This is a genomic window from Acinetobacter sp. YH12100 (assembly GCF_013419135.1).
Taxonomy (GTDB): Bacteria; Pseudomonadota; Gammaproteobacteria; order Pseudomonadales; family Moraxellaceae; genus Acinetobacter; species Acinetobacter pseudolwoffii.
Window position 1 is genome coordinate 1 of record NZ_VPAQ01000002.1, and the last position, 13,090, is coordinate 13,090.

A 13,090-nucleotide genomic window follows, 5' to 3' on the forward strand; every position below is an offset into this window, starting at 1 on the left:
AACTTAAACATTTTCGGATATTAACAGAACGCTATAGAAATAGACGGAAACGCTTTGGTCTAAGAATGAATTTAATTGCTGGAATGGTGAATTGGATGCTCTTAAATTAACTTTCGCAAGAGATCTATTGGTGTGGCATATATGACCCCGATGGTTGTTTTTGATACCTTTGGGATTGTTTCCGGCATCACTGAGGGACGTGTTCCACTCGCGTATATCCTTGCCTTAGGTGCCATGCTGTTAACGGCATTCAGCTATGCGCGATTTAGTCGCCAGACAGAAAAACCGGGCTCGGCTTATACTTATACGGCGGAATCTTGCGGGCCGAAAGCCGGTTTCTTTGTTGGCTGGTGTGCCTTAATGGATTATATATTGCTGCCGCTCGTGAATGCTTTACTGGCCGGGATTTATTTGGAAGCTCTGATTCCAGGCGTGCCATATTGGGTGTGGGTCTGTATCTTTACCGGTTTGGTGACCCTGATTAACTGTTTCCGCATTAATATCTTGGCGAACTTAAGCCTGGTTTTTGTGGTGGCTCCCTTGATTTTAATGCTGCTGTTTATCTATCTGGTGATCAAGGGTATTGGTACGGAGCAAGGTTATCATCACGTCCTGACCATGACGCCATTATTGAACGGCGATAGCAGTATATTGCCGTTAATTGCCGGGGCATCAATTTTATGTTTCTCGTTTCTGGGCTTTGATGCCGTGACGACAATATCACACGAAACTAAAGACCCGAAAAAAAATATTCCACGTGCTGTAATGCTGACCACGTTGACAGGCGGGGTGATTTTCTTCTCGGCATCGTGGTTTATCCAGTTGTATTTCCCCAGCAATGTCCGCTTTAACAACCCCGATGAAGCATTGCCTGAAATTGTGATGTATGTCGGTGGGGCACTATTTCAGGCAGTGTTCCTCTGCGCGCAAATCATGAATACCTTTGCTTCAGGTTTGGCGACTCATGCCAGTGCCTCGCGTTTAATCCATATCATGGGACGTGACGGAATTTTCCATAAAGGCACATTCGGTCAAGTGCATAACAAGTTGGGTACACCACTTTATGCCGTGCTGTTCATTGGCTTAACTTCACTCCTCGCCATCAGCCTTGATCTTGCGACAGTGGTGAGTATGGTGAGTTTTGGTGCCCTGATTGCCTTTACTGCAGTGAATTTCTCGGTATTTGTGAAATTCTTTGTTCAGGATAAACAGCGCCAAGGCTTAAAAAATATCTTCCTTAACTTGGTTTTGCCCCTGCTTTCGGTGGGCGTGATGTTGGGTTTATGGATCAACCTGGAAATGTCAGCTTTGATCTGTGGCTGTATTTGGCTCGCAGTAGGCGTGCTGCTCTATATGTATAAGCGTCTGCGTAAACAGAATATTGTGATTAGTAGTGCTTACTAAAATCGAATCAATTGTATTGAAGTAATAGTGAGAAGATGAAATGAATAAACCAAAATTTATTGAAGATGTCGAGTTTAAAGCCAGTATTAATACACAGAGTGGCAAAGAGTGGAACTGGATTAATCCCAAACATGGCAATTTTGAACATCCTGCCAATTACTATGAAAGCTCACTCGAAACTGGGCATGCGTTTCCAGGTTTAAATGCCGATCTTGAATGTGATGTGGTGGTGATTGGTGGTGGGCTACTTGGAGCATCGACAGCACTCCATCTGTCTGAACATGGCATAGATACCATTTTGGTAGAAAAAAATCGCATTGGTGGCGCTGCTTCAGGACGTAATGGTGGACAGCTCACACCAGGGCTAGCGCGTTGGGAAGCGTCAGAAATGATTGAGCATTTCAGCTATGCAGATGCGAAAAAACTCTGGTACTTTAGCTCTACTGAAGCGATGTCTTTAATCGATGACATTGCAGCAAAATACCAACTTGAGCTACAGCGTAAACGTGGACATATTACCGCAGCAGTGCATGAAGGGCACTTGGTTGGTTTAACTCAAGGGGCAGATGCACGTAAATTTTTAGGTGAAGACCACACCAAAATTGTCGGTGAGCATGAGCTGAAACAGCATATTGCTTCAGAGAATTATTGTGGTGGTCTAATTGACTCGCTGGGGGGACATATCCATCCACTCGCACTGAACCGTGGACTGGTTTATGGCTTCTGCCAAAACGGTGGACAGGTGTTTGAGCAAACTGAAGTGGTGTCAGTAGAAGAGCGTGAAGATGGGATTTATGTCACGACCATAAGTGGCGTAGTAAAAGCGCGTAAGAGTGTGGTCATGGGCGTACATCATGCTTCGTTTAAACTGCTGCAAAAGAACAATCAGACCACAATTCCATTTTATACTTACGTATGTACCACCGCGCCTTTAGAAGTAAGTTTAAAAGAGCTATTGCCAACCGATGCGCCTGTCTACGACACCCAGTTCCAGATTGATTATTACCGGGGTGTGTCTCAAAACCGAATTTTATTTGGTGGTGAAGGGACAGGTTCGTGTTGGAGTCCTGAAAAAACCCATCAGTATTTGTTAGGTCGAATTCAGCATGTATTCCCACAATTAAAACAGGTTGAGCTGGATTTTGTCTGGAGTGGAACCACGGATCTGACCATGAATGGTGCAGCCGACAGCCGTAAATTTGGCCATAAATTCCCGATTTATGCCGTGCAAGGCTGGAGTGGGCATGGTGTGGCGCAAACGGTGCGTATCGGTAAAGCGATTGCAGATGATTTCTGTGGCAAGGCAGATGATTTCAATATGCTGACCACTATTCAGCATCAGGATATGTTGTTTGGTCGCACACTTGCCCCTGTGGTGATTCCAATTGCCAAAACTGCCTATGGACTGGGAGCATTGGTGAATCCGGGCAAGATGGTATCTTTCTAAAATTAAATATAAAAAATTCCCCTTTCTTAAAAGGGGAATTTAGGGGGGATTAAAAAGAGGAAATTAAGTGATTTGTTCTTTTACTTTCCGCTTTAAAAACTTCGGTTTCCATTCACTGGCAATTACGCCCAGTACCACCATCAATCCGCCCAACAGTGCCAGTGCAGGTAAGCGTTCTCCTGCAAGTCGGCCAAAAAGTGCTGCCCATACCGGTTCACCGGCATAGATAATTGCTGCCTGTGATGGATCTACCCTACGTTGTGCCCAGTTCATGACCAGTTGAATCATCGCACTGGCAATGCCTAAACCGACTAAAATGCCTGCCAGATGCCAGTGAAATTCAGGTAGCTGAGATTCACCTAAAACAGGTGCAATCATAAAGCAGAACAAGGACGCAAAAATCAGTTGCAGCACTGTGACCCGGCGTACATTCACCTGCTCAGCAAAATAACTGATCAAAATAATCTCCAGGGCAATGGCAATGGAGCCAAGTAAAGTCAAAGTTTGTCCAAAACTGAGCTGAATTGCTGCAAAGCCATTACCAGTCAAAAACACTAACCCGATAAAGGCAAACAATGCCCCGATCCAGGTCATCACCTGTGGTTTTTGACCAAACAGCAGCCAGAGCAGGATTGGTACCAGTGGAACATACAAGGCGGTTAAAAAAGCAGACTCGCTGCTGCTAATCGTTTGCAATCCCACGGTTTGGGTGCCGTAACCGATGGCGATCATGAGCCCAATCACCGCGCCGGCAATAATCTCCTTGAGGGTCATACCTTTTAAAGATTTTAATGAGATCAGGGTCACGGCAATGGCGGCTGCAGCAAAACGCAGCCCAACAAACATAATCGGACTGCTAAAATTCAGCCCGTATTGTACGGTAATAAAACTGCCGCCCCAGATCAGGGTAATCAGAATTAAAGCAAGCTGCGGAAGTTTGGCTGCCAGAGCGGGAGAGCGAAAAGTGGAGATGAGGGTCGACATATCAGGAGATCGGAAAATAACAAATAAAAAAGAGGCCCGAAGACCTCTTGTGCAGCAGGCTTAATTATAGCGCCTGTTGTTCATCTAACAATAACTGCGCTTCACGCAGGCTTAATGTACCTTCGTAAATGGCACGACCAGTAATAGCACCTAGAATGCCCGGCTGATCTTTCAGGTTACGGACGTCATCCATATTGGTTACGCCGCCTGAAGCAATCACAGGTAAACCTGAATATTGTGCCAGATTTACGGTTTGCTCAATATTCACACCCTGCATCATGCCATCACGGGCAATGTCAGTATAGACAATGCTGGATACGCCCGCATCGGCAAAACGCTTGGCCAGATCTGTCGCTTTGACATCCGTCACATTGGCCCAGCCATCGGTTGCCACCATGCCATTCATGGCATCAATGCCGACAATGATATGACCCGCGAATTTTTTGCATGCTTCTTCCACAAATTCAGGATCCTGAACTGCTTTGGTACCAATAATCACAAAAGATACGCCTGCTTGCAGATAATGCTCGATGGTTTCCATCGAACGGATACCGCCGCCAATCTGGATCGGTAAATCTGGCTGCGCTCTGGCAATGGCTTCAACCACTGGCTTATGGATAGGCGTACCTGCGAAAGCACCGTTTAAATCCACTAAATGCAAGCGGCGAGCGCCTTCATTTACCCAATGCTGTGCTGTTGCGACCGGATCGTCAGAAAATACGGTATCGTCTTCCATACGACCTTGTTTTAAACGGACACATTTGCCATCTTTCAGGTCAATTGCAGGGATGATCAGCATGCTTTCGCTCCTTGCTTAATCTTTAGAATGAATTTGAGTGAGTTCATCTTAGCAAATAAAGTCGAAATTTCTAACTCTTAAACAGTATCAATAAAGAAAACCTGTCCGAAGACAGGTAGCAGTGAGGTCATTTATTTTAATGGCATTAATGATTCATCTCTTGAATGGAGATCAGGTTTTCCATAACGGGTCGTGTACTGAGCTGGTCGATGATCGAAGCGGTAAGATCTGTTAAAGTCACAACCACCTCATCGATCGTGCTCATCACGGCATTCATGCGTACATCAAGTTGCCAGAACCAATACGCCACTTAAACGCTTAAGCCGTCGATGAAGGACGGATTCTCAATTTCAATGAAGTATTGGGAATCTCTCTGGGTAATAAATCCCGACGCAGCAATTCTTCAAATACCAACACTGGCGCATAGGCATCTGCAGCTGCATAGTCAATCTGGGCTGCACTTAAGTTTTTGCTGGCCCAATTGGAAGTGCTAATCCGTTTCGATTTAGGAAAATTTAATCCAAATAACAGGGCGATGGCATTTTTCAGTCCGACCGGATTTTTTAGACCAAAATGACCAAAGCATTTCGACAGCTCAATCACGCTATTCAGTTCTATGCCTCGTTTACGAAACAGATGCGCATCATTTTTCAGGCCAAAACCAACCTTGATCTGATCACGATTGGCAAAAATCGGCGCGAGAAATGTCCAGATCGCCGGACTCATTTGAAATAAATAGGCTTTGTCTAAAGTCGCCAGCTGAATCAGATGTGGCCCAGTGGAGACTTCACCGACTTTAAAGGTGGGCTTGGATTCAGAATCGAAACCCAGGACTGCACAGCTTTTTAGCTCATGTTCAAGGGCATGACACTGTTCCAGGCTATTAATCACCTGAATCTGTTGCATCGGAAGATTTTGAAATACAGGAAAGGTCTGAATTTTTTCCTTGCTTGGTAAAATGTCCAGCAGCTGTTCCATACGCATTAATCATGAAATGAATGCGTTCAGCTTAATCACTTTTCTAGCGCTAGGCAAAAATAAAGCCCATAAAGAATGAGCTTTATACAAAATTTAAATAGGATTAATCAGTGTGATAGCTACTCTGTTCCATCTGCGCCTGTTGAGCACGCGTCACATAGTCTTGATAAGCTGGGATTGCAATCGCGGCTAAAATACCGATTGGAAAAATAAGTACATAAATCAATCCCAACACCTTTTCCCAAGCTTTGGTGGTACGTCGCGGGCCGTATTGATTGCTTCTGTCATCACCTTTGGCAAAAATCAGATAAAGGATAAAAATCAGATTGAGTAGCGGAACCAAGATCAGCAGCGATAACCATCCAGTATGATTGCGGTCATGTAGACGGCGAATAGTAAAAACAAAACTAAAATAAAGCATGACCAAGTAAGCGAGTCCGATGAGAACAGTTGCAACCATGGATGAGCCTGCCAAGGCAGAGCTATCCATAAATAGGCCAGGTGAAAAAGCTGCAATGATCCCAATGATGATCAGGAGCGAAAAGGTCATTAGCATGTTCCAGCCGAGATAAGACAAGCGGCCAAAACGACCATTTGGGCTTAAAGCTGATTCATTGCTTGGATAGTGTGGATTCATTATTGTATTTCCCTTGAGTTTAATTATTTTTAAATATAATGAGTTACTTCAACATCATAACAATTTTAATGACTAAAAAATAGTCAGAATCACTAGCAGTGAACTAATCTAAATGAATAAAAAAGCCCGCAATCTGCGAGCTTTTTAGGTGAAAGGAAAATCAGATTTTCCAGTCCACAAAGTTTTTCAATAACTGCAAACCGGCGGTATGACTCTTTTCCGGATGGAACTGGGTCGCGAACAAGTTTTCTTTATGAATCGCGGTACAGAACTCGATGCCATAGGTACAGCTGGCAGCCACCAGCTCTGAATCTTGTGGCTCGACATAGTAGCTATGTACAAAGTAGAACCGCGCATCCTGTTCAATATTGTTCCACATCGGATGGTCTGGATTGGCCTGATGTACCTGATTCCAGCCCATATGTGGCACTTTTAGACCGGCCATTTCCGGGAAATGCTTGACCGCACCTTTGAAAATACCCAGCGCATTTGTGCCACCATTCTCTTCAGAATGCTGCATCAAGGCCTGCATACCGACACAGATTGCCAGTACCGGTTTGTTAAACACGGCATTGCGTACCACTTCATCGATACCTGCTTCATGCATACCTTGCATACAGTCACGCATGGCGCCTACACCCGGAAAGACAATTTTGTCTGCTTGCGCAATCAATTTGGGATCATTGGTCACATCAACCGTGGCACCGACATGTTCGAGTGCTTTTGCTGCAGAGTGCAAATTTCCCATGCCATAATCAAGAAGGGCAATACGGGTCATTACAGCGTTCCTTTGGTTGAAGCGACCGTGTTCGCAGCACGCGGATCCACTTCACAGGCCATACGCAGCGCACGCGCAAAAGCTTTAAATACGCTTTCGATCTGGTGATGGCTATTTTTGCCTTTCAGGTTGTCGATATGCACGGTCATCAATGAATGATTGACAAAGCCCTGGAAGAATTCAGAGAATAAATCCACATCAAAACGGCCGATCATGGCACGGGTAAATGGAATATCCATAAACAGGCCTGGACGACCGGACAGATCCACCACAACACGGCTTAAAGATTCATCGAGTGGTGCATAAAAGTGACCGTAGCGTTTCAGGCCTTTTTTATCGCCCAGCGCTTGTGCAAAAGCCTGACCCAAGGTAATACCACAGTCTTCTACGGTATGATGGTCATCAATTTCCAGATCGCCTTCACAATGAATATCAATATCAAACAAACCATGACGCTTGATTTGATCAATCATATGGTCTAAAAATGGAATACCCGTGTTTAAGGTGCCTTGACCAGTACCGTCGAGATTCAAACGAACTCGAATTTTGGTTTCGTTGGTATTTCTTACCACTTCACTGATACGATCTGTCATAGACACGTTCCTCAAATACGTCAAAATGATTGATGTAGAAAATATTTTCGCCGTGACGACGTCACTGCATATTAGATTGCTCAGGAGGGTTTATCAATGCCTATTACCGTACATGCTTATACTTCTTTAGAAAATGATGAAGTGCGCAGCCAGCTTGAGCGACTGTATGACACTAGCCCTGAATTTAGCGATGGGGCAGATGCCATGGAACAACTAGAGCAAAACCTTACACAGTATACCTCAGTTTATAGTGCAGAATTTAATACCAAGATTATCGGGGCAATCTGGTGCACCGGACAGGGAGAAAGCCGGATTCTGGAAAATATCGTGGTGCATCCGGCCAACCGCGGGCGTGGCGTTGCAGAAAGGCTGGTCAGTGAAGTCTGCCGCATGGAAGAAGAAAAAGGGGTCAAGAATTTTGTGCCGGGGTGTGGTGCCATCCATCGTTGTCTGGCCAATCTGGAAAAAATCTAAAAATAGATCAAGCAGTCGCAGCCTTCGGGCTGCTTTTTTGTAAATAAGACCGCAGATTTGTTTTATTGGTGAAGTCTTTGGTAAAAACTGTTTAATTTATGACTCAAATTGATGCGAGTTGATGGAAAAGTAAACATTTGATGAAAATTATTCTCTGCGCTCTTGACGATTTAAAGCTGAAACTGTTTAATACGCGACATCGGCGTGATAGCTCAGTAGGTAGAGCAACGGATTGAAAATCCGTGTGTCCCCAGTTCGATCCTGGGTCTCGCCACCATATTTTAAAACATTTTAAAGTTTTCAATCCCTGATCCCATCAGGGATTTTTTTTAGACCAAAATTCAGTCATTCAATTATTTTTTTTATAATTTTGATTGACTAATGCAGCCAGATACGGCTTAATACACCGCATCGGCGTGATAGCTCAGTAGGTAGAGCAACGGATTGAAAATCCGTGTGTCCCCAGTTCGATCCTGGGTCTCGCCACCATATTCGAAAAAACCTCAAACATTGTTTGAGGTTTTTTTTCGCCTGTCATTTTGTCTTTCAGCTGAAAACAGTGGTTTTGCCTCACTATTCGGCTTTCAGACGATGAGTCCATGCTTTGCTGACTTTCAGGATAATTCACATGAGTTGCCATTCATCTGAGCAAGCATGAGTTATCCAATTAATCAATGTAATCTAGTAGATAAGAATATTGAAAATAGACTGAATCATCGTCAGTTGCAGTATTTGGGCCATCAATAATAGGGGAAAGGCAAACCAATGAATATCATGAAAATGTCTATATTCGGACTCATGCTCGGTGTTTACAGCATCGGAGCGCAAGCCGAGGACGAGCAAGCGGTGGTGACGCTACCAACCCTGACCGTGATGGCTGAACCTGAAATGAGTAATGAAACCGGCTATGTACCTTTTGTACAGGAAGAAAAGAATCTGCGTGCCTTACAGCATCAGGTGATTCGTGGTACCCGGGATGCAGAGAATTTTATGGTCAATCCTGATGTGGTGGCAAACCTCGAGATCCAGCCCATAAAAGCACCTGATTTAGATTCATTGTCACCGGCACTACAGCAGTACGTGCTCACCATTGCCCAGGGACTGCAATCCAGTGATCCAACCCAAGGGCTGTATACCATTCTGGAGAATTTTGGCATTGATCGGAGTAACAGCCTGCAGCCAGATCGCAATATGAAAATCCAGATCAATCTGGACAAGGTGAATATCGACCTGCTTGAAAATCACCTTAATGTACCTGCTGTCATACAATTACCGAAACAGCCCTGAAATACTGTCCAATGCTACCTATCCATCCCCGCCAGTCGGGGATTTTTTATTGCTAAAATTTACGGTAAAAGGAGCATTAATTTCTAATCGCCCGCTTAAAACCAGCTCGAAATATGCGCCAGTGATCAGGCTGACATGACCGTGTATCAATCCTCACAGTAATGCTGATCATATTTACACAAGTTTAAGGAACAATAAGGTATCTCCCCCTGAAATGAAGATGCGGAGGTTTTCCTTATGCGTCCCCTTAGCACAACTTTCCTTGTATTAATAAGCCTGTTTTCTGTGCTGCATCTGGTCAATGCACATGCCGCACCAGAATCTGTCACTTTACCGACACTGACCGTGATGGCAGACCGTGAATTGCGTGAAGAAACAGAGTTCATGCTTCCCCTGCAACAACAATCCAGCCAGAAAAAAGCGTTAAAGATGCGGATGCTGAAGATTGAACGCGAATTGCAGGACTACACGGTTAATGCTGATTTCGCGGGTGATCTCGACATTCTACCTAGCAGCAATCCGGCACGACTGGATAGCCTGCCACCGGGGCTGCAACAGTATGTGCAGGCGATTGCGGATGGTTTACGCTCTGCTGACCCACGTGATGGTATTTATCTGATGCTGGTGCCATTTGGTATTAACCGTAATGCAACTTCGGTTCAGGCTGCCCGAGAACAATTCAACCTGAATAATATTGACCGGACGCTGCTGAATGAATGGTGTGCTGCGAATGGTTGCTAGATAAAGTCAAACGATACAGCGCGAGCTTAAAACAGCAATGGTGATCAAATTTCCTTTTGGAACAGTTCGTGCCTTTGCAGAGGTTTTGTATAGAAGAATTGATTTTTGTTTAAAAAATAAGCATATTGATAAAAAGGAAATCTATACATAACCTGCAGCAGGAGAGCATGTGCATGCCGCGTGTTTTTATGATTTTAGCCGCTGTGACACTGGCAATTTTTATCGGGCTGTTTTATCAAAACTCTGCCCAGAAAAAACATCAGGCTGATTTGCTCGAATATGAAACTGTGCTTGAAGAAAAAACCGAGAGCATTGCGCAGCAAGCACAGGACTGGTCTAAACCGATTCAGCTTGAGCTTGAGGATGATCGTCTGGATGGGGACTATGCCATCATGGCCGAATTTATGCTGGGTCAACTACGGGACAGTGCCGAGGAGCGCAATCAGTATCTACGCGACCTGAAAGCGGCCAACTGGCAGAATTTTCTGGATATTGACCGTCTGGCCAAGGATCAGGCACAAGACTATAAAGAAACTGAAGCCATGCTCAAGCAAGTGCATCAAATTGTGAACAGCTATCAGCAGCAAATTCAGCAGCGTGATGCCGAGCTGATCAATAAGGCACAGCAACTGGATATTAAAAACCGTTATCGCCAGCAGCTGACCGCGAACCTGCAAGCCGATCAACAGCAAAGTAATGCCCATGCGATCTTTGAGATTGAGAAACAAAGTCTGGCCAAGGCAGATGCCTTATTTGCCGTATTGAAAAAGCATAAATGGCAAAAGAAAAATAAAACTTTCATGTTTTATGAAGATAAAGCAGTGAAAGAGTTTAATGCGCTGTATAAAGAAATATTAAATCTGAATAAACAGATGCAACAGATTGCGACAGCAAACCAGAAAGCGGTGGAAAACAAGTTATAAGCTGCTAGAGATAACAGGATTGCCATAGGACTGTCATCTGCTGTTCAAACTCGCTTGCTAAGTTGGAGGGGTCGCACAGATCACGACATAACATTTAAGCAGGTGAGTCATGCAAACAATTCAGGTTTTTGCTGATATTCAGCAGGTGTACGGTGAGTTTGTCGCAAATAAAATATGTCCAAAACTACAAAGTCTGAATAATGAGGGCAGGAGCCGATTTTTCTTGAATCAATATTTCAAGCTGATCGAGGACTGGCACTATACTGAACAGATTGTGATCCAGTTTAATCAGCAATATTTCAGTCTGGATCTGGAAGGCGCGCCGGATTTTATGGATCAGGAAAATTATATGCGCTGGCTACAATCAGAACTACTGCATTAATCCAGTCACCCTATTCATTCTCTGGCTAAACTCAAGCTGTCGATCGAGGCAGCTTTTTTATTTTCCAGATTTGGTCTGCATCTTGCTGCTGTATTGGCACAGCGTAAATAAGCGCTGATTCCAATTCCGGCCTGAACCAGCTATGCTGAAATGAATAAAACCGTCGCTATAAGCATGACAGGCGGCGCATGCATGAGATGGAGGGCGATATTGATGCAAGAACTGATTTGTTATAAGCAACTTCCGGTCTGGACAGAAAAGAGTATTCCTCAGGGCTTCAAGAATCAGCACAATACCAAAGCAGGGACTTGGGCCAAACTGACGCTACTTAAAGGCGAGCTGCGTTTTGCCATGCTGGAAGCATCCGGTGTGGTGCAATCTGAACATGTATTTACACCAGAACAGCAACCGCCATTTATTGAACCTGAGGCTTGGCACAAGATTGTTTCTGCCAGCGAGGATGTCGAATGCCAGCTGCGTTTTTATTGCCGGCCTGAAGATTACTTCATCAAAAAATATCAGTTGAATCCTACCCATTCTGAAGTGCTGGCGGCCATGCCCTATTTAAAGGGTGGCCGTGCGCTGGACGTCGGTTGCGGTACAGGACGTAATGCGCTGTATTTAAGTCAGAATGGTTTTAATGTCGAAGCCTGGGATGTCAATGAAAACAGTTTGCAGACCTTAAGACAGATTGTGCAGACGGAGCACATTGATCACGTGCAGATCCAGCGCCGTGATCTCAACACAGATACCAGTATTACAGGCCAGTATGACTTCATTTACTGCACCGTGGTGATGATGTTCCTCGAGGCCAAAACCATTGCACCCTTGATTGCGCAGATGCAGCAGGCCACCGTGCCGGGTGGTTATAACCTGATTGTTTGTGCGATGGATACGCCAGAGATTCCGGTACAGCCCGATTTTCCATTTAGCTTTAAGCCGGGCGAGTTACGGGCTTATTATGAGGACTGGAAGATTGTGAAATACAATGAAAATATTGGTGAGCTGCATCGGGTGGATGCACAAGGCCAACGGATTAAACAGCATTTTGCGACCATGTTAGCGCAAAAGGTCGAATAAGTGCTTTAAGCTGCTGTTAAACTCTTGAATTAAAATGAGAGTGTTCAAAACAAAAAAAGATGTCGTAATGACATCTTTTTTATGCTTTTAAAAAGCTTAAGCCGCTTTTTTAAACCAAGAGAACCAGCCTTTTTTCTCAGCTTTTACTTCTGCTTGAGCAGCTTCGGCTTTCTCAGTAGTCGCGTCTTTTACTTCAGCAGCAGTTTCAACAGTTGCGTCTTTTGCTTCTGCTACTTCTGTTTTTGCAGCTTCAACTTGTTGTTCTGCGGTTGCCTGTGCAGTTTCTACTTGAGCAGTTGTTTCAGCTTTTACTGTTTCAACTTTCGCTTCAGTTACTTGTTTTGCATCTGTAGCAGTGGCTTGAGCAGCTTCAACTTTTGCTTGCACAGGCGCAACCGCTTCTGTAGCAACAGTTTGAACTGTAGTGGTTGTAGCAGCAGGTGCTACTTGAGCTTCAGTTGCCATTGCAGATGCAGAAGTTGCTACGATTGCAGTCGCAAGCATTGTTTTAAGCATGTTCATATAAACCCCTTAAGGAAGTAGGAAAAAAGAGGCTTGATCATACACAGATAAAATTTAAGCG

At 44.5% G+C, this 13,090-nt stretch carries 16 protein-coding genes, 2 tRNA genes and 1 pseudogene; 11 read left to right on the forward strand and 8 right to left on the reverse strand.

From position 1 onward, the window contains the following. The 3 genes and pseudogenes from FTU40_RS01855 to FTU40_RS01865 all read left to right on the forward strand — a co-directional run. Positions 1 to 110: pseudogene (locus tag FTU40_RS01855) on the forward strand (IS5/IS1182 family transposase); the annotation flags it as partial. After that, complete coding sequence (locus FTU40_RS01860; protein ID WP_373686043.1) at positions 106 to 1,404, forward strand: APC family permease; 1,299 nt, start codon at positions 106 to 108, stop codon at positions 1,402 to 1,404. The pseudogene FTU40_RS01855 and the gene FTU40_RS01860, both read left to right, overlap by 5 nt. Positions 1,405 to 1,444: 40 nt before the next feature. Continuing rightward, positions 1,445 to 2,851 (forward strand): FAD-binding oxidoreductase, encoded by a 1,407-nt coding sequence (locus FTU40_RS01865; protein WP_180039561.1) that lies wholly within the window; start codon positions 1,445 to 1,447, stop codon positions 2,849 to 2,851. A gap of 63 nt (positions 2,852 to 2,914) precedes the next feature. Here the strand turns inward: FTU40_RS01865 and FTU40_RS01870 are convergent, their stop codons facing one another. The 7 genes from FTU40_RS01870 to hisB all read right to left on the reverse strand — a co-directional run bounded on the left by FTU40_RS01870 (position 2,915) and on the right by hisB (position 7,620). Beyond that, the gene (locus FTU40_RS01870) at positions 2,915 to 3,835 is read right to left on the reverse strand and encodes a DMT family transporter (RefSeq protein WP_180039563.1); all 921 of its coding nucleotides are present in this window, start codon (positions 3,833 to 3,835) and stop codon (positions 2,915 to 2,917) included. A gap of 64 nt (positions 3,836 to 3,899) precedes the next feature. Next, on the reverse strand, positions 3,900 to 4,634 hold the full coding sequence (gene hisA, locus FTU40_RS01875) for a 1-(5-phosphoribosyl)-5-[(5-phosphoribosylamino)methylideneamino]imidazole-4-carboxamide isomerase (protein ID WP_074383906.1): 735 nt from the start codon (positions 4,632 to 4,634) through the stop codon (positions 3,900 to 3,902). A 145-nt stretch (positions 4,635 to 4,779) separates the two neighbouring features. Further along, positions 4,780 to 4,944, reverse strand: a complete 165-nt coding sequence (locus FTU40_RS01880; RefSeq protein ID WP_180039565.1) for a hypothetical protein — start codon at positions 4,942 to 4,944, stop codon at positions 4,780 to 4,782. Positions 4,945 to 4,952: 8 nt separating this feature from the next. Beyond that, positions 4,953 to 5,612: a 3'-5' exonuclease gene (locus FTU40_RS01885; RefSeq protein ID WP_180039567.1), complete on the reverse strand. Its 660-nt coding sequence runs from the start codon at positions 5,610 to 5,612 to the stop codon at positions 4,953 to 4,955. Between the two features lie 103 nt (positions 5,613 to 5,715). Further along, the gene (locus FTU40_RS01890; RefSeq protein ID WP_005173134.1) at positions 5,716 to 6,249 is read right to left on the reverse strand and encodes a DUF805 domain-containing protein; all 534 of its coding nucleotides are present in this window, start codon (positions 6,247 to 6,249) and stop codon (positions 5,716 to 5,718) included. A gap of 160 nt (positions 6,250 to 6,409) precedes the next feature. Beyond that, positions 6,410 to 7,027: an imidazole glycerol phosphate synthase subunit HisH gene (hisH, locus tag FTU40_RS01895; RefSeq protein ID WP_180001416.1), complete on the reverse strand. Its 618-nt coding sequence runs from the start codon at positions 7,025 to 7,027 to the stop codon at positions 6,410 to 6,412. Further along, on the reverse strand, positions 7,027 to 7,620 hold the full coding sequence (gene hisB / locus FTU40_RS01900; protein WP_005095198.1) for an imidazoleglycerol-phosphate dehydratase HisB: 594 nt from the start codon (positions 7,618 to 7,620) through the stop codon (positions 7,027 to 7,029). Before hisB ends, hisH begins: the two co-directional genes overlap by 1 nt. A gap of 96 nt (positions 7,621 to 7,716) precedes the next feature. Here hisB and FTU40_RS01905 point away from each other — a divergent pair, with 96 nt between their 5' ends. From FTU40_RS01905 to tehB, 8 genes are all read left to right on the forward strand, one after another. Beyond that, positions 7,717 to 8,094 carry a GNAT family N-acetyltransferase gene (locus tag FTU40_RS01905; protein ID WP_005095200.1) on the forward strand — a complete coding sequence of 126 codons (378 nt, stop codon included), beginning with the start codon at positions 7,717 to 7,719 and terminating at the stop codon, positions 8,092 to 8,094. A gap of 201 nt (positions 8,095 to 8,295) precedes the next feature. Continuing rightward, a tRNA-Phe gene (locus tag FTU40_RS01910) sits at positions 8,296 to 8,371 on the forward strand. A 136-nt stretch (positions 8,372 to 8,507) separates the two neighbouring features. Beyond that, positions 8,508 to 8,583 (forward strand) — tRNA-Phe (locus tag FTU40_RS01915). A gap of 285 nt (positions 8,584 to 8,868) precedes the next feature. Continuing rightward, on the forward strand, positions 8,869 to 9,381 hold the full coding sequence (locus tag FTU40_RS01920) for a hypothetical protein (RefSeq protein ID WP_225553284.1): 513 nt from the start codon (positions 8,869 to 8,871) through the stop codon (positions 9,379 to 9,381). Between the two features lie 237 nt (positions 9,382 to 9,618). Continuing rightward, entirely contained in the window at positions 9,619 to 10,122 is a 504-nt protein-coding gene (locus FTU40_RS01925; protein WP_074383911.1) for a hypothetical protein, read from the forward strand. Between the two features lie 173 nt (positions 10,123 to 10,295). After that, positions 10,296 to 11,045 carry a hypothetical protein gene (locus FTU40_RS01930; protein WP_180039569.1) on the forward strand — a complete coding sequence of 250 codons (750 nt, stop codon included), beginning with the start codon at positions 10,296 to 10,298 and terminating at the stop codon, positions 11,043 to 11,045. 109 nt (positions 11,046 to 11,154) lie between these two features. Continuing rightward, entirely contained in the window at positions 11,155 to 11,427 is a 273-nt protein-coding gene (locus FTU40_RS01935; RefSeq protein ID WP_005095207.1) for a hypothetical protein, read from the forward strand. A gap of 213 nt (positions 11,428 to 11,640) precedes the next feature. Next, positions 11,641 to 12,507: an SAM-dependent methyltransferase TehB gene (tehB, locus tag FTU40_RS01940; protein ID WP_100329469.1), complete on the forward strand. Its 867-nt coding sequence runs from the start codon at positions 11,641 to 11,643 to the stop codon at positions 12,505 to 12,507. 96 nt (positions 12,508 to 12,603) lie between these two features. Here the strand turns inward: tehB and FTU40_RS01945 are convergent, their stop codons facing one another. Continuing rightward, entirely contained in the window at positions 12,604 to 13,029 is a 426-nt protein-coding gene (locus FTU40_RS01945; protein ID WP_005173119.1) for a hypothetical protein, read from the reverse strand. Positions 13,030 to 13,090: the final 61 nt, after the last annotated feature.